We start from the raw sequence: 16,435 nt of genomic DNA, 5'->3' as shown, positions 1-16,435 counted from the left end.
GCATAGTGGTCGAGCGGGGAAAGCCTATTTTTTATCCAATTTTTGGATAGGGGCAGCCCCATCTCCGTCTTCGGCACCCCCCACCCCGCCATACCCCGGGTACTCCGCCCCCGTGGCGTTCAGCGCCGCACTCTCCTGCCGCTCCCGCGCCATCTGCTCCGCGAACTGGTTGCGCCCCTCGCGCGCCACGGCGATGAATTTGGCGCGGTCCTTGTGGTGGGGGTACATGCGGTCGGCCAGTGCGATGTTGTGGGTGCGAAAGCGCTGGGTGATGGCGGTGGCTTGCGCGGGGGGCAGGCCCATCAGCTCCAGCACGGTGTGGGCGCTTTGCAGGCTGGACTCGAACAGTTCGCGCTGCACCAGGGTCACGCCCAGGTCGCGCAGCTTGTTCCAGTGCGTCACATCGCGGGCGCGGGCCACGATCTGCAGGTGGGGGAAGTGTTCGCGCGCCAGCTTGGTGATTTGCAGGGACTGCTCGGCATCGTCCACGGCCACCACCAGGATGCGCGCGTGTTCGGCTCCGGCGATGCGCAGCAGGTCGAGCCGCGTGGCGTCGCCGTAGAACACGCGGTATCCAAAGGTGCGGGCCACTTCCAGCATGTCCACACTGTGGTCCAGCACGGTGGTGGGGATGCCCTGGGCCAGCAGCACGCGCGAGACGATCTGGCCGTAGCGGCCGAAGCCCGCGATGATGATGGGTGCCTCTTGGGGTTCGGAAATTTCTTCGGCCTGGGGCGTTGTGTTTTTGAGCTGGGCGTAGCGGCGCAGCAGCACGCGGTCCATCACCACAAGCAGCAGGGGGCTGATCAGCATCGACAGCGCCACGGCACCGATGAGCAGCGAGGCAGTCTCGGTCGGGAACACGTTGGCGCCGGCGGCGGCCTGGAACACCACAAACGCAAACTCGCCGCCCTGGGCCAGCAGCAGGGTGAATACAGGGCGCTCCTGGTAGGGAATCTCCACCACCTTGGCCAGGGCGTAGATGACCACGGCCTTGGCCGCCAGAAAGCCGACCAGGATGGCGGCCATGAGCCCGGGCGAGCGCAGGATGACGCCGAAGTCGATGCTCATGCCCACGGCGATGAAGAACAGCCCCAGCAGCAGGCCCTTGAACGGCTCGATGTCGGCCTCCAGCTCGCGGCGGTATTCGCTGTCGGCCAGCAGCACGCCGGCGAGGAAGGCGCCCAGCGCCATCGACAGGCCCACCAGCACCATCAGGTACGCAATACCCACCACCAGTAGCAGCGCGGCGGCGGTGAAGATTTCGGGGGTGTTGCTTTTGGCGATCCAGCGCAGCACGGGGCGCAGCAGCAGGCGCCCGCCGAGGATGATGGCGGCGATCACGCCGACGATCTTGAGCACCTCCAGCAGCATCTCGCCCGGGGTGTGGCCTGCCCCGTCACCCGCGGCAGCGCCCAGCACCGGCAGCAGCGCCAGGATGGGGATGGCGGCCACGTCCTGGAACAGCAGAATCGAAAAGCCTGCCTGGCCGCTTTGTGTGCGCATGAGGTTGCGCTCGGCCAGCACCTGCAGTGCAATCGCCGTGGACGACAGCGCCAGGCCCAGTGCGCCCACCAGGCTCACGCGCCAGGGCAGGCCGGCCAGCGCGCCCAGCGCAAACAGCACGGCCGCGCAGCCCAGCACCTGGGCCGTGCCGGTGCCGAAGATGGGGCGGCGCAGCGCCCACAGGCGGCTGGGTTGCAGCTCCAGCCCGACCAGGAAGAGCATGAGCACCACGCCGAATTCGGCAAAGTGCAGGATGTCCTGCACGTTGCTGACCAGCCCCAGGCCCCAGGGCCCGATGGCGATGCCTGCCGCCAGGTAGCCAATGATGGCGCCCAGGCCCAGCGCCTTGGCGATGGGCACGGCCAGCACGGCGGCGGTGAGGTACAGGAAACCGTAGGTGAGCCAGGTGGGGGCGTGTTCCATAGATAGGCAGAGGGCAATGCAGGCGGTGGCGTGGGGCAGGCGCCGCAGGGTGCGGGCGGGCGTGGGGTTGTCAGGATTCTGGCATTGCCGCAGCGGTTGGGATCCTCTGCACAAATCACCGCGCCGTGTGCATCTGCGGTCTCGGGCGGTCTGCGGCGTTGCAAATACTCGCAATAGCTACGGCTATTGCTGCGTTTTGCGCCTTGCAGCCCATCCCGATCCGCAGCGCCCACTTGCCGCCCGATTCGTGCAGAGGATCCCTTGGGGCGGGTGCGCAAGGCATGGAATTCTTGTGCTTCACTTTTGATAGCTTGTAAGGCAATAGGGTCGCGCAGAAGAGGCCATTTTTATGCAAAAAACCATGGTTGACCTGTGGTGGCGTTGTTAAGATGCGGGCCCTTCTTCGCACACGGGCTTGTTGACTCATGGACTTGCAGACTTGGCTGGCTTTTTTTGCGGCATCGTGCCTGATAGCGGTGTCGCCGGGTTCGGGCGCGGTGTTGTCGATGAGCCATGGCCTGTCGTTTGGCGTGCGCAAGACGGGCGCCACCATTCTGGGCCTGCAACTGGGCCTGTTGCTGATCCTGCTGATTGCCGGGGCGGGCGTGGGCTCGCTGCTGCTGGCGTCCGAGGTGGCGTTCAGTGTGGTCAAGGTGCTGGGTGCCTGCTATCTGATCTACGTGGGTTTCAACCAATGGCGCGCGGGCGATGCGCCCATCGCGCAGGGCGATGCGCACGAGGCCGCTGGCACCTGGCAAAAGCGCTGCCTCACCGGCTTCCTGACCAACGCCACCAACCCCAAGGGCATCATCTTCATGGTGGCTGTGCTGCCCCAGTTCATGACCGACACGCGCCCGCTGTGGACGCAGCTGCTGGTGATGGCCGCCACCACTGTCACGGTGGACGTGGTGGTGATGCACGGCTACGCTTTTGGGGCGAGCGCGCTGCGCCGCCTGATGCGCAGCGCCCGCGCCGTGCGGGCGCAGAACCGCGTGTTTGGCGGCTTGCTGATGGCGGTGGGGGCAGGGCTGTTTTTCGTCAAGCGCGGTGGCCAGCACGCCTGAGGGCGTGTTGCTTGCGTGTGGCGATGTCTTTATGCTCTTGATTTGATAGCTTGAAGCGCTTGGCTATCAGGCGCAGAGGGCTGATTTGGCTTGTATTTTTCATGGACCTGCAGATTCCAAGGAGCTTGTCATGCCAGTAGTTGTTGTCGCCAACCCGAAGGGCGGCGTGGGCAAGTCCACGCTGTCCACCAACATCGCGGGCTACTTTGCCAGCCAGGGGCATCCCGTGATCCTGGGCGACACCGACCGGCAGGAATCCGCCCGGCTCTGGCTGGGTCTGCGCCCTCCGGCTGCGCGCGTCATTGGCGGCTGGGACACCAGCTCGGACGTGATCAGCCGCCCGCCCAAGGGCACGACGCATGCGGTGCTTGACACGCCCGCCGGGCTGCACGGCTGGCGCCTGAACGATGTGCTCAAGCTGGCCGACAAGATCATCGTGCCGCTGCAGCCCAGCGTGTTCGACATCTTCGCCACACGCAGTTTTCTGGACCAGCTGGCCGAGCACCGCCGCGCCGAGGGCGTGCAGATCGGCATCGTGGGCATGCGCGTGGATGCCCGCACCAAGGCGGCCGAGCAGTTGCACCACTTTGTGGACAGCCTCGGATTTCCCGTGCTGGGCTACCTGCGCGACACGCAGAACTATGTGCACCTGGCGGCCCACGGCCTGACGCTGTTTGATGTGGCCCCGGGCCGCGTGGCGCGCGACTTGGAGCAGTGGCAGGGCATCTGTGCATGGCTCAATTCTTGAAGGACAGCGTGAAGCGCAACCCACCACCAGCCCCCCGGGAAAACACCTGTCACCCGGCAGACAAGGCGCGCCTAGGCGCGGGGCTACATTGCGACGATGAAAATCTTCCGCTCTTATTCCGAAGTCAGCGCCTGCGTGGGCCAGGAGGTCGCCGTGACCGACTGGATCACCATCACGCAGGAACAGGTCAACCTGTTTGCCCAGGCCACGGGCGACCACCAGTGGATCCATGTGGACCCCGAGCGTGCCAAGGCCGGGCCGTTTGGCGCGCCCATCGCACACGGGTTTCTCACGCTGTCGCTGATCCCGCAGTTTTTCGAGACGGGCCTGACCATCGAGGGTGCGCGCATGGGCGTGAACTACGGGCTGAACAAGGTGCGCTTCACGGCACCGGTGCCGGTGGGCAGCCGCCTGCGCGCACGCCTCACCTTGCAGGCTGCAGAGCCCGTGGCACCCGATGGCATGCAGATGACCTGGCTGGTGACCGTGGAGCGCGAGGGCAGCGACAAGCCGGTGTGCGTGGCCGAGTCGCTGGCGCGCAATTTTGGCGCTCCGGCGTAGCAGGCTCAGCATACTCCCTCTCCCCTTGTGGGGGAGGGTGGGGGAGAGGGGGCGCACAGGCACAGTGCCCGGGCTGCGGCCCCCTCTCCCCCGGCCCCTCTCCCGCGAGGGGAGAGGGGAGTGGCTGGATGCCAGCGTTGTGTGTTGGTGTTGTTGGGCAGGAGGCTTGAACCATGGACCGCCTGCAAGCCATGAAAATTTTCGAGCGCGTGGTGGAAGAGGGCGGCTTTGCCGCCGCCGCCCGTGCCATGGACATGTCGCCCCCAGTGGTCACCCGCATGGTGGCCGAGCTGGAGCAGCACCTGGGCACGCGGCTGCTGCAGCGCACCACCCGCAAGCTGGCGCTCACCGATGCGGGGGAGTCGTACCTGCAGCGGGTGCGCGCCATCCTGCACGAGATCGACGACGCCGAGGCGGCGGCTGCCGCGAGCACGCGCGACCTGCGCGGCACCATCCGTATCGTGGCGGCGCCTGTGCTGGCCACCAACTTCCTCGCGCCCATGGTGGCGCTGTGGCATGCCCGCCACCCCAAGCTCATGCTGGACATCAGCATGGACGCCTATGCCTCCAGCCGCGTGGACGAGTTCGATGTGACCATCATGGTGGCGGGCGAGGATTTTGACGCCAACATCGTCGCGCGCTCGCTGGTGCAGGGCGAGGCCATCGTGGTGGCGTCGCCCGACTACCTGAAGCGCCGGGGCATTCCGCGTGAGCCGCAGGACCTGGTGAACCACGACTATCTGCGGGACTCCAGCGCGCCCGTGCGTGCGCAGATGGGCCCGGGCCGCAAGCTGCGCCTGCAGTCGCTGCGGGCCGATGTGCCCGACGAGGAGGTGGAAGCGCCTGCCGTGCTGCAGTCGGTGAGCACCGAGCTGCTGATGCGCGCCGCCGTGGACGGGGCGGGTGTGGCTGTCACCTCGCGCCTGCTGGCCGAGGAGCACCTGGCCCGGGGTGAGCTGGTGCATATCCTGCCGGACTGGATTTTTTCGCGCTACACCATTTATGCAGCGCTGCCTTCGGGCCGCATGCTGCCAGCGCGCACGCGGGTGTTTCTGGACTTCTTGACCGAGCAGGTGCCGCTTGCGATGGCGGAGAAACGCGGGTAGCTTGGGTAGTGCGGCCCGCTCAGTTGAGCTGCGCGAACCCGCTGATGATCGTGCCCTCGGGCTCGACGGTGATCTGGCCGTCGGGCATGGCAAAACTGTTCTGGCGCCAGGCCTCGAACACCGTCACCGCCACGGCGTTCGACAGGTTGAGGCTGCGCTGGCCTGCCACCATGGGCAGGCGCAGGCGCTGGGCGGGGGGAAAGCTCTCACGCAATTCGGCGGGCAGCCCCCGGGTTTCGGCACCAAACACCAACCAGTCGCCCGGCAGGAAGCAGGTGGAAAACACCGGCTGCGAGGCGTGTGTGGTCATGGCGAACATGCGCGTGGGGTCGGGTTGCGCGTCGCGCAAAAAGGCCGTCCAGCCGCTGTGGCGCAGCACCCGGGTGTATTCGTGGTAATCAAGCCCCGCGCGGCGCATCAGCCGGTCCTCCATCGAGAACCCCAGGGGCTCGATCAGGTGCAGCGTGCAACCCGTGTTGGCCGCCAGGCGAATGATGTTGCCGGTGTTGGGCGGGATTTCGGGCTCGACGAGGACGATGTGGAACATGCCCGCTATTGTCTTCGTCCCGGATGTGAGTTGAGCAACCGCTCGTAATCAAAAGTATCCCGCCTGGCAGGCGCCGGGGCAATGCGCAGCGCGTGCGGCGGCCTGTCTATTCCAGTGCGGTGCGTGCCAATACCACCACCGCCACATGCGCCACCCCGGCCTCGCGCAGGGCCAGCGTGGCGGCATGCACGGTGGCGCCCGTGGTCATCACGTCGTCCAGCAGCACCACGCGCTGCCCCCGCAGGGCGGCGGCGCGGGCGGGTTCCACGGCAAATGCACCTTTCAGGTTGCGCAGCCGCTGGGCGCGTGGCAGGCCACTTTGGGCCTCGGTGGCATGCAGGCGCAGCAGGCTGTGCACATCGGCCTTGGCGCCCGCCAGGTGCTGCGCCAGCAGGGCCGACTGGTTGAAACCGCGTTCGCGCAGGCGTTCGGTAGACAGTGGTACGGGCAGCACCCAATCTGCCGCATCGACTGCGGGCTCCACCCAGGGCGTGCTGCGCAGCAGGGTGGCCAGCGTGCGGGCCCAGCCGGGGTCCGCCCGGAACTTGAAGTCCGCCAGCGCGGCGGACCAGGGGTAGGCGTAGTCCACGGCGGCCAGGCAGGCATCAAAGGCTGGCGGGTGCTGCAGGCAGGTGCCGCACACGGCCACCCCTGTGGGCACCCGCAATGCGCAGCGCTGGCAGCGGCTGGCGGGTTGGGCGAACCGGGCCACGCAGGCGTTGCAGATGCGCTGCGACGGCCAGGCATGGCAAGCGGCACACTGACTGGGCACGCGGTCGGCCAGGCCCCGCAAGCCCCGCAAGTGGCGTGAAAGCCCTGGCAATCCTTGAAAAAGCATGAATCAATATACTCGCGCGTCCCTGTGAGCTGCCATGTCCTCCGAGCGCCCCCCCACCATCGATCCCATTGCTGCTGCCCGCTGGCAGGCCGCTGCACCTGCCTTGTCCCCCTGGCTCCATGAAGAGGTGGCCCGCCGCATGGAGGACCGCCTGCAGTGGATTCGCCAGGCGCCTGCGTCCTGGTGCCATTGGGATGCCTTGCGCGGCGGCCTGCAGGCCCATGCGCTGGTGAGTGCCCGCTATCCCGAGGCCCGTTGTCAGGTGTTTGAGTCTGCCGCGCATTGCGAGCCGGTGGTGCGGCAGGCGTTGGCCAAGCCCTGGTGGAGCCTTTCGCGCTGGAGCGCCGCCAGTCCCCAGTGGGGCCTGCCTGCCGATGCCAGCGTGCAGATGCTCTGGGCCAACATGGCATTGCACACGGCCGCAGACCCGCAGGCCCTGATCGCGCAGTGGCACCGCGCGCTGGCGGTGGATGGCTACCTGATGTTCTCGTGCCTGGGGCCCGACACGCTGCGGGAGCTGCACGGGGTGTATGCGGCCCTGGGCTGGCCTCCGGCGGGCCATGCGTTTACCGACATGCACGATTGGGGCGACATGCTGGTGCACGCCGGTTTTGCCGAGCCGGTGATGGACATGGAGCGCATCACGCTCACGTTTGCCACACCCGAGCGGCTGGTGCAGGAGCTGCGCGAGCTGGGCTGCAATCTGCACCCTGATCGCTTTCCCTCATTGCGCGGACGGCGCTGGCGCGACAAGCTCTACGCCGTGCTGGCCGAGCGGCTTGCTGATCCGCAGCAGGGAGGTCAGTTGGCACTGACTTTTGAAATCATTTATGGCCACGCTTTCAAGCCCGCACCAAGGGTGCGCATGGACTCCAGCAGCACGGTTTCGCTGCAGGACATGCGCTTGATGTTGCGCAAGGGCGGCAAAGAAAACTAACCTGTAACTCCGTGTCAATGACTTGGAACAAGGCACGCTACAATTCAGGGTTATTGAGATTTCGGGCATCTTCCCGCGCAAATTTGCGGGCTGCGCCTGTGGTGCCTGAGGCCCCACAAACGGTGCGCCAGCAGCCTTGTGGGCACGACCTGTGACGGGCTTGGTTTTACGTTTTGCCACGGTGTCGGGTCAGCGCATTGACTGGCGCTTGGCCCGGAATTGCTCGGTCACGCCGGCACAGTTGGGGTGGATGTATCTGTCCTTGTGCCTGGTGTCCCTGGGGATCGCAACGTGCTTCTGGATGCTCGGCGCCTACCTGGTGATGCCCTTTGCGTGGCTCGAAATCTTGGCTGTAGGAATTGCATTCGCCATGTACGGTCGCCATGCGGCGGATGGCGAGAGGATTTCGCTGCAAGGCTCGCGCCTTGTGGTGGAACGGGAGACGGCAGGCCGGCTGGAGCGCGCAGAGTTTGACCGGAGCCGGGTTCGTGTAGAGCCCAAGACCGGAGATCACTCGCTCATCATGCTGTCTGCGCAGGGTCGATCCGTTGAGGTGGGGCGCTTCGTGCGCCCCGAACTTCGACCGGCCCTGGCATCGGAGATCCGCATGGCCTTGCGCGCCGCCTGACCCCACGCAGGCTTGTGCAAGGGATTGGTTAAATTGAGGCTTAGAAGTAAGTGAGAACTATGAAGAGCATTTCCAACAAGCTGGCTTCTCCGCTGCTGATTGCCGGTGCATGGGTGGGCTCCGCAGCCCATGCCGTCCAGGACCTGCCTGGTGGCCCTGCAGTCAACCAGCTGAACCTGCATCCCCCAGTGACCAAAATTGCTGAAGAGCAGCATTTTCTGCACTGGATGATGCTGATCATCTGCACGGTGATCTTTGTTGCAGTGTTCTCCGTGATGTTCTACTCGATCTGGAAGCACCGCCGCTCCAAGGGCGCCAAGTCGGCCAACTTCCATGAGTCCGTCACCGTCGAAGTGGTCTGGACCATCATCCCCTTCATCATCGTGATCCTGATGGCCCTGCCCGCCACCAAGGTGCTGGTGGCGCAGAAGGACACCACCAACGCCGACCTCACCATCAAAACCACGGGTTACCAGTGGAAGTGGGGCTATGACTACATCACCGGCGAAGGCGAAGGCCTGGCGTTCATCTCCACGCTGGACAGCAGCCACCGCGTGATGTCTGACAGCGGCAAGGTGGCAGACGCGCCCGCCGACTACCTGCTCAAGGTGGACAACCCGATGGTGGTGCCTGTTGGCAAGAAGATCCGCATCATCACCACGGCCAATGACGTGATCCACGCTTTCATGGTGCCTGCCTTCGGTATCAAGCAGGATGCGATCCCCGGCTTTGTGCGTGACACCTGGTTCCGCGCCGAGAAGATCGGTGACTACTACGGCCAGTGCGCCGAGCTGTGCGGCAAGGAGCATGCCTACATGCCCATCCACGTGAAGGTCGTGTCTGCTGAAGACTACACCGCCTGGGTGGCCGACCAGAAGAAGAAGGCCGCCGCCAAGTTGGACGACCCGACCAAGGTCTGGACGATGGACGACATCATGAAGCGTGGCGAGAAGGTGTATGCCGCGAACTGCGCCGCCTGCCACCAGGCCAATGGCAAGGGCGCAGGCCCCATCAAGGCCCTGGACGCCTCAGCCGTGGTGCTGGACGCCGACCACGCCAAGCAGATCCAGATCCTGCTCAAGGGCGCTGCCAATGGGGCCATGCCTGCCTGGGCACAGCTCAGCGATACCGATATTGCCTCTGTGGTGACCTACACGAAAAACTCCTGGTCCAACAAGACCGGGCAGCTGGTGCAGCCTGCTGAAATCGTGGCCCAGCGCGGCAAGTAATCATCGCCCAACGTATTGAGGAATCCAACATGAGCGCAGTTCTCGACAACCACGGTCACGCGGGCGACCACGCACACGACGACCATGGCCACCATGGCCCCACCGGCTGGCGCCGCTGGGTGTACGCCACCAACCACAAAGACATCGGCACGCTGTACCTGCTGTTCGCCTTCACCATGCTCATGGTGGGCGGCGTTCTGGCGCTGCTGATCCGCGCCGAGCTGTTCCAGCCCGGGCTGCAACTGGTGAACCCCGAGCTGTTCAACCAGCTCACCACAATGCATGGCCTGATCATGGTGTTCGGCGCCATCATGCCGGCCTTCGTGGGCTTCGCGAACTGGATGATCCCGCTGCAGATCGGCGCATCCGACATGGCCTTTGCCCGCATGAACAACTTCAGCTTCTGGCTGATGATTCCTGCGGCCATCATGCTCGTGGCATCGTTCTTCATGCCCGGTGGCGCCCCCGCCGCCGGCTGGACGCTGTATGCGCCGCTGACTCTGCAGATGGGCCCCTCCATGGACGCTGGCATCTTCGCGATGCACATCCTGGGGGCCTCGTCCATCATGGGCTCGATCAACATCATCGTGACCATCCTCAACATGCGTGCCCCCGGCATGACGCTGATGAAGATGCCCATGTTCGCCTGGACCTGGCTCATCACTGCCTACCTGCTGATTGCCGTGATGCCCGTGCTGGCTGGCGCGATCACCATGACGCTGACGGATCGCCACTTCGGCACCAGCTTCTTCAACCCCGCTGGCGGCGGCGACCCCGTGATGTACCAGCACATCTTCTGGTTCTTCGGCCACCCCGAGGTGTACATCATGATCTTGCCGGCCTTCGGCATCATCAGCCAGATCGTGCCCGCGTTCGCTCGCAAGAAGCTGTTCGGTTACGCCTCCATGGTGTACGCCACCTCGTCCATCGCCATCCTGTCGTTCATCGTGTGGGCCCACCACATGTTCACGACCGGCATGCCCGTGACCGGCCAGCTGTTCTTCATGTACGCCACCATGCTGATCTCCGTGCCCACGGCCGTGAAGATCTTCAACTGGATCGCCACCATGTGGCGCGGCTCCATGACGTTTGAGACACCCATGCTGTTTGCCGTGGGCTTCATCTTCGTGTTCACCATGGGTGGTTTCACCGGCCTGATTCTGGCCATGGCCCCTATCGACATCCAACTGCAAGACACGTACTACGTGGTGGCCCACTTCCACTACGTGCTGGTGGCTGGTTCGCTGTTCTCCATGTTCGCTGGCGTGTACTACTGGCTGCCCAAGTGGACGGGCGTGATGTACTCCGAAGCCCGTGGCCAGATCCACTTCTGGGGTTCGCTGATCACCTTCAACATCACGTTCTTCCCCATGCACTTCCTGGGCCTGGCTGGCATGCCCCGCCGCTATGCCGACTACCCCATGCAGTTCGCTGATTTCAATGCGATTGCTTCCGTGGGCGCATTCGGCTTCGGTCTGATGCAGGTGTACTTCTTCCTGGCCGTCATCGTGCCCGCCATGCGTGGCAAGGGTGAAAAGGCCGCTGCCAAGCCTTGGGATGGTGCCGAGGGCCTGGAATGGGAAGTCCCATCCCCTGCGCCTTTCCACACCTTTGAGAACCCACCCAAGCTGGACGTTACGGCCACCCGTGTGATCGGTTGAGGACCATGCCCATGACACCCGAGCAGAAAAAGAGCAACCTGCGGATGGCGCTGATCCTGGCGTCCATTGCGGTGGTGTTCTTCGTCGGGTTCATGGCCAAGGTGTTCTTCCTCTCCCGTTGAGCTGAGGCCCCACCTGCCATGAGCCTGCGCCGCGAAAACGCCAAGATGGTCGGCAAGCTGGTCGTGATTGCGGCTGGCATGTTCGCCTTCGGCTACGTGCTGATCCCGATCTACAAGCACATCTGCGAGATGACGGGTATCAACATCCTGTCGCTGTCCGAGCGCCAGGTGCCGGGCAACGGCGTGGCAGGCAAGGACGTGAAGCTGCCAGCGAATACGCAGGTAGACAAGAGCCGCACCATCACCGTGGAGTTCGACGCCAACGCGCGCGGCCCCTGGGACTTCAAGCCCGCCCAGCGCTCGGTGCAGGTGCACCCTGGCGAGCTGGCCACGGTGATGTACGAATTCCAGAACGTGCAAAACCGCCGCATGGCCGCACAGGCCATTCCGAGCTATGCCCCGCGCCAGGCGGCAGCCCACTTCAACAAGCTGGAGTGTTTCTGCTTCAACCAGTATGTGCTGGAGCCCGGTGAAAAGAAGGAATGGCCCGTGGCCTTCGTGATCGATCCGCGCCTGTCCAAGGATGTGACCACCATCACGCTGTCCTACACGTTCTTCGAAGTGGGTGGCAAGACGCCAGCCGCACCAGAGTCGACTGCGGCGATGGGTGGCGCCCTGTCCACCCCCAGCGTGTTGGTGACGGGGGTGGGCTCATGAATGCGCCCCTCGATCCATCCGCCGTGAAGCCGCTGGAGCGCAAGGGCTCGCTGCTGCGCACGGTGCGCGCGGTGGCCTGGTCGCTCGTTGGCCTGCGCAAGGGCAGCGAGTACCAGCAGGATGTCGAAAAACTCAACCCGTTGCACATCATTGTGGTGGGGCTGGTCGCGGTTCTTTTGCTGGTGATGGGGCTGATGGCCTTGGTGAATTGGGTAGTGTGAACGGGTTGTTGGACCCGTATCGACAACAAGACTGAAAACAAAGATCTGAGATTCAGGAGCTGAAATGAGTGCATCAACCCACGGCGGAACCCCGTACTACTATGTGCCTGCCGAGTCGCGCCACCCGGTGATGGCGGCTGCAGGCCTGTTCTTTGTCATCCTCGGCGCAGGCCAGTGGATCAACGGCCATGACTGGGGCAAGTATTCCCTGGCCCTGGGTCTGGTGTGGTGGCTGTTCACGCTGTACCAGTGGTTCGGTGACGCGGTGCGCGAAAGCGAAGGGGGCCTGTACGGCCACAAGATCGACCTCTCGTACCGCTGGAGCATGAGCTGGTTCATCTTCTCGGAAGTGATGTTCTTCGGCGCGTTCTTCACGGCTCTGTGGTGGGCGCGCGCACACTCGGTGCCTGCACTGGGCAGCCTCGACAACGCACTGCTCTGGCCTGATTTCAAGGCGGTGTGGCCCAGCGTGGCGGCCGGTATGACGGCCTCGCCAGCTGGCATCGTCGAGCCCTTCCAGACGGTCGGCCCCTTCTGGCTGCCCACCATCAACACCGCGCTGCTGCTGACCTCGGGTGTGACGCTGACCATTGCCCACCACGCACTGCGTGAAAACCATCGCGGCAAGACGATTGCTTTCATGTGGGCCACGGTGCTGCTGGGTTTTGTCTTCTTGCTGGTGCAAGGCTACGAGTACTACCACCTGTACACCGACTTGAACCTCAAGCTCAATTCGGGTGTGTTCGGCTCCACCTTCTTCATGCTGACCGGTTTCCACGGCTTCCACGTGTTCCTGGGCATGCTGATGCTGCTGGTGATCACGCTGCGCCTGCAAAAGGGCCACTTCACCGCCGACAAGCACTTCGGCTTTGAAGGTGCAGCCTGGTACTGGCACTTTGTGGACGTGGTGTGGCTCGGCCTGTACGTCCTGGTGTACTGGATGTAAGCATCCCACGGCACCCACAAAAAAAGCGCCTCGCGGCGCTTTTTTTGTTGGAGGGGAGGGCAGCAAGAAGGCTGGAGATTCGCCCCTGTAGCGGGCGAGGGCGCCCGCTGGAACCAACCCGGTCAGCGGGTTGCTGGCAGGCCGGTGGGCTGGATGTAGCCCAACTGCCAGGCAATCAGAATGCACACAAACAGCACAATGGACAGCCCCACCCGCACTGCCAGTGCCTTGGCCATGTGGTTGCCCCTGCGCTTGTCGTCCTGGCTGCCCTGGCCTTTGCGCATCATGAAGAACAAGGCCGACGCGAGGCTGGCCAAAATGGCGATGAACGCCAGCACTACGAGGTATTTCATGGAGCACATTATCCCGTGACCACTATTCGCCGCCCCCTGGGTCTGCGTTTCTGGCTCATTACGCTGGCCACGGTGGCGGGCATGCTGGTTACCGCGTCGCTGGGGCGCTGGCAGCTGTCGCGTGCGGCGCAGAAAGAGGCCCTGCAGGCCATGCTGGACGCGCGTGGTCGCATGCCGGCGATGGATGGCCGTGTGCTGCTGTCGCAACCCACCATGGCAGCTGCAGAGGCCGAAACCCTTGTGCACCGCGCGGTGATGCTGGAGGGGCGCTGGTTGCCCGAGCACACCGTGTACCTCGACAACCGCCAGATGAATGGCCGCCCCGGGTTTTTTGTGCTGACGCCGCTGCAGTTGGTGGGCACACCTTCGGGGGGGGTGCTGGTGCAGCGGGGCTGGGTGCCGCGCAATTTTCAGGATCGCACCCAGCTGCCCCAGGTGCAAACCCCGCAGGATGTGGTGGTGCGCGTGGTGGGACGCGTGGCCGCCGCGCCCTCGCGGCTGTATGAGTTTGGCGGCGGCGAAAGCAGTGCTGGCGGCCATGGCGCCGAGGGGTCTTCCCGCATCCGGCAAAATCTCGACCTGGCCGCGTTTCGCACCGAAACCGGCCTGGCGCTCGCCCCGCTCACCGTGGTGCAGACGGGCGAGGCGGTGGGTGCGGGCGACGGCCTGCAACGCGACTGGCCCGTGGTGGGCGCAGGCGTCGATAAACACTACGGTTACGCATTTCAATGGTTCGGGCTCTGCGGCCTGATGGCACTTCTTTATGTCTGGTTCCAAATCGTCCGACGGTTCATTCGCCCGCGCAGCCAGCCTGCCCCCTGAAGTCCACGCCGAGCACCCGCTCGGACTGACCGTGCACACCTTGCCCGAGGCCGGAGATGCCGTGGCCAGCGCGCAGCGCACCCGCCATGGTCGCTGGAAGATGCTGGGCGTGTTGGCGATCTGCGCGGCACCGGTGATCGCCTCGTACTTCACCTACTACGTGATCCGCCCTGAAGGCCGCCGCAACTATGGAGAGCTGATCGATCCCCAGCGCACCCTGCCTGCGCTCACCGTTGCTACGCCGGATGGTGCCCCGGTGCCCCTGGCCTCGCTCAAGGGACAGTGGCTGCTGGTGAGCGTGGCCGGTGGCGCCTGTGATGCGGTCTGCCAGAACCACCTGTATCTGCAGCGGCAACTGCGCGAAAGCCTGGGCAAGGAAAAAGACCGCCTGGACTGGGTCTGGCTCGTCAACGACAACGCCGCCATCCCCGACGCGCTGGCACCCGCCCTGCAAAAAGCCACGGTGCTGCGCGTGGATGCTGCTGCACTCAACGCCTGGCTCGCACCGGCGGCGGGCCAGCAGCAGGCGGATCACCTGTATGTGGTGGACCCCATGGGCAACTGGATGATGCGCTTCCCTGCTGCCATGGATGCCAGTGGCGCCGCCAAGGCCAAGCGGGACCTGGAGCGCCTGTTGCGCGCCTCCTCGTCCTGGGACGACGCCGGGCGGCCGGGCCAGCCATGAGCGATACCCAGCCGCTGTACGACCTGGCGCCGGTGCTGGAGCTGATGCTCCTGGGCCTGCTGATTGCATTGGGGCCGCTGGCCTGGGTGTGGGTGCGCAACCGTCGCAGCTCGCCCATGCGGCGCCTGCAGGCGCTCACGGTGCTGACCTTGTTTCTGACCTTTGACCTGGTGCTGTTTGGCGCCTTCACCCGTCTCACCGATTCGGGCCTGGGCTGCCCCGACTGGCCCGGCTGCTACGGCAACGCCAGCCCTATGGGCGCGCGTGCAGAAATTTCGGCCGCGCAAGAGGCCATGCCCACAGGCCCCGTCACGCATGGCAAGGCCTGGGTGGAGATGATCCACCGCTACCTGGCCACCGGCGTGGGCGTGCTCATCATTGTGCTCACGGTGTCGTCCTGGGTGCAGCACCGCCGGGCCCAGCGCGGCGTGGCCGAGGCGCCTCCGCTCAGCCCCTGGTGGCCCACGGTCACGCTGGTGTGGGTGTGCCTGCAAGGGGCCTTTGGCGCGCTCACGGTGACGATGAAGCTCTTCCCCGCCATCGTCACGCTGCACCTCATCGGTGGACTGGTGTTGCTGGCGCTGCTGTGTGTGCAGGCGGTGCGCCACACCCACGCGGCACAAGGCCGCCTGCCCACCGTGATCTCGCCCGCACTGCGCCGGGGCCTGGCCTGGACGGGGTTGTTGCTGGCGCTGCAGGTGGTGCTGGGCGGCTGGGTCAGCACCAACTATGCCGTGCTGGCCTGCACCACCTTCCCCACCTGCCAGGGCAGCTGGTGGCCCGCCATGGACTTTGCCCAGGGCTTCCAGGTCTGGCGCAAGCTGGGCATGCTGCAGGACGGCAGCCACATCAGCTTTGCGGGCCTCACTGCCATCCACTACGTGCACCGCCTCATGGCCTATGTGGTGCTGGCGGCGCTTGCATGGCTGGCCTGGCGCCTGCACCGCAGTGGCGCGCTGCGCGCGCAAACGCGCTGGCTGGCGGGCTTGTCGGTGCTGCAACTGGCCACCGGGCTGTCCAACGTGATCCTGGACTGGCCGCTGGTGGCCGCCGTGCTGCACACCGGCGGCGCGGCGGCCCTGGTTGTGGTGCTGACCTGGGCCCTGGTGTCCAGCCGTGCAGCCGTGCCTGTTTCCCGAGAGTTTTCCGCGTCGCCTGGCGCATCGAGAGTGTCCGCATGAGTGTCGCCCCACCCCACGTTGTTGCCTTGCCCTCGCGCATGCAGCAGTTCTATGCGCTGACCAAGCCCCGCGTGGTGCAGCTCATCGTTTTCTGTGCCCTGATCGGCATGGTGCTGGCCGTGCCCGGCTTGCCGTCTGCCGCGCAACTGGGCCACATGGCGCTGGCCAGCGCCGGGGTGTGGCTGGTGGCGGGCGCTGCG

19 protein-coding genes and 1 pseudogene are annotated in these 16,435 nt (G+C 65.1%); 16 read left to right on the top strand and 4 right to left on the bottom strand.

Annotation, left to right across the window (positions count from 1 at the left end):
• Positions 1 to 24 precede the first annotated feature (24 nt).
• Positions 25 to 1,929, bottom strand: a complete 1,905-nt coding sequence (gene kefC / locus ACTPOI_RS23520; RefSeq protein ID WP_440113493.1) for a glutathione-regulated potassium-efflux system protein KefC — start codon at positions 1,927 to 1,929, stop codon at positions 25 to 27.
• Between the two features lie 425 nt (positions 1,930 to 2,354).
• Between kefC and ACTPOI_RS23515 the strand changes: the two genes are divergently transcribed.
• From ACTPOI_RS23515 to ACTPOI_RS23500, 4 genes are all read left to right on the top strand, one after another.
• Complete coding sequence (locus ACTPOI_RS23515; RefSeq protein ID WP_094291362.1) at positions 2,355 to 2,993, top strand: LysE family translocator; 639 nt, start codon at positions 2,355 to 2,357, stop codon at positions 2,991 to 2,993.
• A 130-nt stretch (positions 2,994 to 3,123) separates the two neighbouring features.
• A complete protein-coding gene (locus tag ACTPOI_RS23510; RefSeq protein WP_440113490.1) occupies positions 3,124 to 3,741 on the top strand; it encodes a nucleotide-binding protein in 618 nt (205 codons plus the stop codon).
• Between the two features lie 96 nt (positions 3,742 to 3,837).
• Positions 3,838 to 4,302 (top strand): MaoC family dehydratase, encoded by a 465-nt coding sequence (locus ACTPOI_RS23505; protein WP_056066019.1) that lies wholly within the window; start codon positions 3,838 to 3,840, stop codon positions 4,300 to 4,302.
• A gap of 173 nt (positions 4,303 to 4,475) precedes the next feature.
• Entirely contained in the window at positions 4,476 to 5,408 is a 933-nt protein-coding gene (locus tag ACTPOI_RS23500) for a LysR family transcriptional regulator (protein WP_094291359.1), read from the top strand.
• Positions 5,409 to 5,427: 19 nt separating this feature from the next.
• On the opposite strand, the gene ACTPOI_RS23495 is transcribed toward ACTPOI_RS23500, so the two are convergent.
• Both ACTPOI_RS23495 and ACTPOI_RS23490 read right to left on the bottom strand, forming a co-directional pair.
• Positions 5,428 to 5,955 carry a tRNA (cytidine(34)-2'-O)-methyltransferase gene (locus ACTPOI_RS23495; protein ID WP_252659122.1) on the bottom strand — a complete coding sequence of 176 codons (528 nt, stop codon included), beginning with the start codon at positions 5,953 to 5,955 and terminating at the stop codon, positions 5,428 to 5,430.
• Positions 5,956 to 6,061: 106 nt separating this feature from the next.
• The gene (locus ACTPOI_RS23490; RefSeq protein ID WP_440113483.1) at positions 6,062 to 6,793 is read right to left on the bottom strand and encodes a ComF family protein; all 732 of its coding nucleotides are present in this window, start codon (positions 6,791 to 6,793) and stop codon (positions 6,062 to 6,064) included.
• Positions 6,794 to 6,827: 34 nt separating this feature from the next.
• Between ACTPOI_RS23490 and ACTPOI_RS23485 the strand changes: the two genes are divergently transcribed.
• From ACTPOI_RS23485 to ACTPOI_RS23450, 8 genes are all read left to right on the top strand, one after another.
• Positions 6,828 to 7,730 carry a class I SAM-dependent methyltransferase gene (locus tag ACTPOI_RS23485; protein ID WP_440113480.1) on the top strand — a complete coding sequence of 301 codons (903 nt, stop codon included), beginning with the start codon at positions 6,828 to 6,830 and terminating at the stop codon, positions 7,728 to 7,730.
• 151 nt (positions 7,731 to 7,881) lie between these two features.
• Positions 7,882 to 8,358, top strand: a complete 477-nt coding sequence (locus ACTPOI_RS23480; RefSeq protein ID WP_063458872.1) for a DUF2244 domain-containing protein — start codon at positions 7,882 to 7,884, stop codon at positions 8,356 to 8,358.
• A 59-nt stretch (positions 8,359 to 8,417) separates the two neighbouring features.
• Positions 8,418 to 9,587: a cytochrome c oxidase subunit II gene (gene coxB, locus ACTPOI_RS23475; protein ID WP_440113477.1), complete on the top strand. Its 1,170-nt coding sequence runs from the start codon at positions 8,418 to 8,420 to the stop codon at positions 9,585 to 9,587.
• Positions 9,588 to 9,616: 29 nt separating this feature from the next.
• A complete protein-coding gene (gene ctaD, locus ACTPOI_RS23470) occupies positions 9,617 to 11,248 on the top strand; it encodes a cytochrome c oxidase subunit I (protein ID WP_440113474.1) in 1,632 nt (543 codons plus the stop codon).
• Between the two features lie 11 nt (positions 11,249 to 11,259).
• The gene (locus ACTPOI_RS23465; protein ID WP_212742253.1) at positions 11,260 to 11,370 is read left to right on the top strand and encodes a cytochrome oxidase small assembly protein; all 111 of its coding nucleotides are present in this window, start codon (positions 11,260 to 11,262) and stop codon (positions 11,368 to 11,370) included.
• A gap of 18 nt (positions 11,371 to 11,388) precedes the next feature.
• Positions 11,389 to 12,027, top strand: a complete 639-nt coding sequence (locus ACTPOI_RS23460) for a cytochrome c oxidase assembly protein (RefSeq protein WP_440113471.1) — start codon at positions 11,389 to 11,391, stop codon at positions 12,025 to 12,027.
• Positions 12,024 to 12,248 carry a DUF2970 domain-containing protein gene (locus tag ACTPOI_RS23455; RefSeq protein WP_440113468.1) on the top strand — a complete coding sequence of 75 codons (225 nt, stop codon included), beginning with the start codon at positions 12,024 to 12,026 and terminating at the stop codon, positions 12,246 to 12,248. The genes ACTPOI_RS23460 and ACTPOI_RS23455 overlap by 4 nt, the downstream gene beginning before the upstream one ends.
• Before the next feature lie 64 nt (positions 12,249 to 12,312).
• Positions 12,313 to 13,194 carry a cytochrome c oxidase subunit 3 gene (locus ACTPOI_RS23450; protein WP_094291351.1) on the top strand — a complete coding sequence of 294 codons (882 nt, stop codon included), beginning with the start codon at positions 12,313 to 12,315 and terminating at the stop codon, positions 13,192 to 13,194.
• Positions 13,195 to 13,316: 122 nt separating this feature from the next.
• Here ACTPOI_RS23450 and ACTPOI_RS23445 read toward each other — a convergent pair whose 3' ends face one another.
• The gene (locus tag ACTPOI_RS23445) at positions 13,317 to 13,547 is read right to left on the bottom strand and encodes a twin transmembrane helix small protein (protein ID WP_440113465.1); all 231 of its coding nucleotides are present in this window, start codon (positions 13,545 to 13,547) and stop codon (positions 13,317 to 13,319) included.
• A gap of 15 nt (positions 13,548 to 13,562) precedes the next feature.
• Here ACTPOI_RS23445 and ACTPOI_RS23440 point away from each other — a divergent pair, with 15 nt between their 5' ends.
• From ACTPOI_RS23440 to ACTPOI_RS23425, 4 genes and pseudogenes are all read left to right on the top strand, one after another.
• Complete coding sequence (locus ACTPOI_RS23440) at positions 13,563 to 14,369, top strand: SURF1 family protein (RefSeq protein ID WP_440113462.1); 807 nt, start codon at positions 13,563 to 13,565, stop codon at positions 14,367 to 14,369.
• The gene (locus tag ACTPOI_RS23435; RefSeq protein WP_440113459.1) at positions 14,311 to 15,054 is read left to right on the top strand and encodes an SCO family protein; all 744 of its coding nucleotides are present in this window, start codon (positions 14,311 to 14,313) and stop codon (positions 15,052 to 15,054) included. Before ACTPOI_RS23440 ends, ACTPOI_RS23435 begins: the two co-directional genes overlap by 59 nt.
• Complete coding sequence (locus ACTPOI_RS23430; RefSeq protein WP_440113456.1) at positions 15,051 to 16,235, top strand: COX15/CtaA family protein; 1,185 nt, start codon at positions 15,051 to 15,053, stop codon at positions 16,233 to 16,235. Before ACTPOI_RS23435 ends, ACTPOI_RS23430 begins: the two co-directional genes overlap by 4 nt.
• Positions 16,232 to 16,435, top strand: a pseudogene (locus ACTPOI_RS23425) (heme o synthase); the annotation flags it as partial. The gene ACTPOI_RS23430 and the pseudogene ACTPOI_RS23425, both read left to right, overlap by 4 nt.

This window comes from Acidovorax sp. BL-A-41-H1, assembly GCF_051942715.1.
The sequence above is the reverse complement of the archived record's forward strand: the minus strand, read 5'-3'. Positions and strand labels throughout refer to the sequence as shown.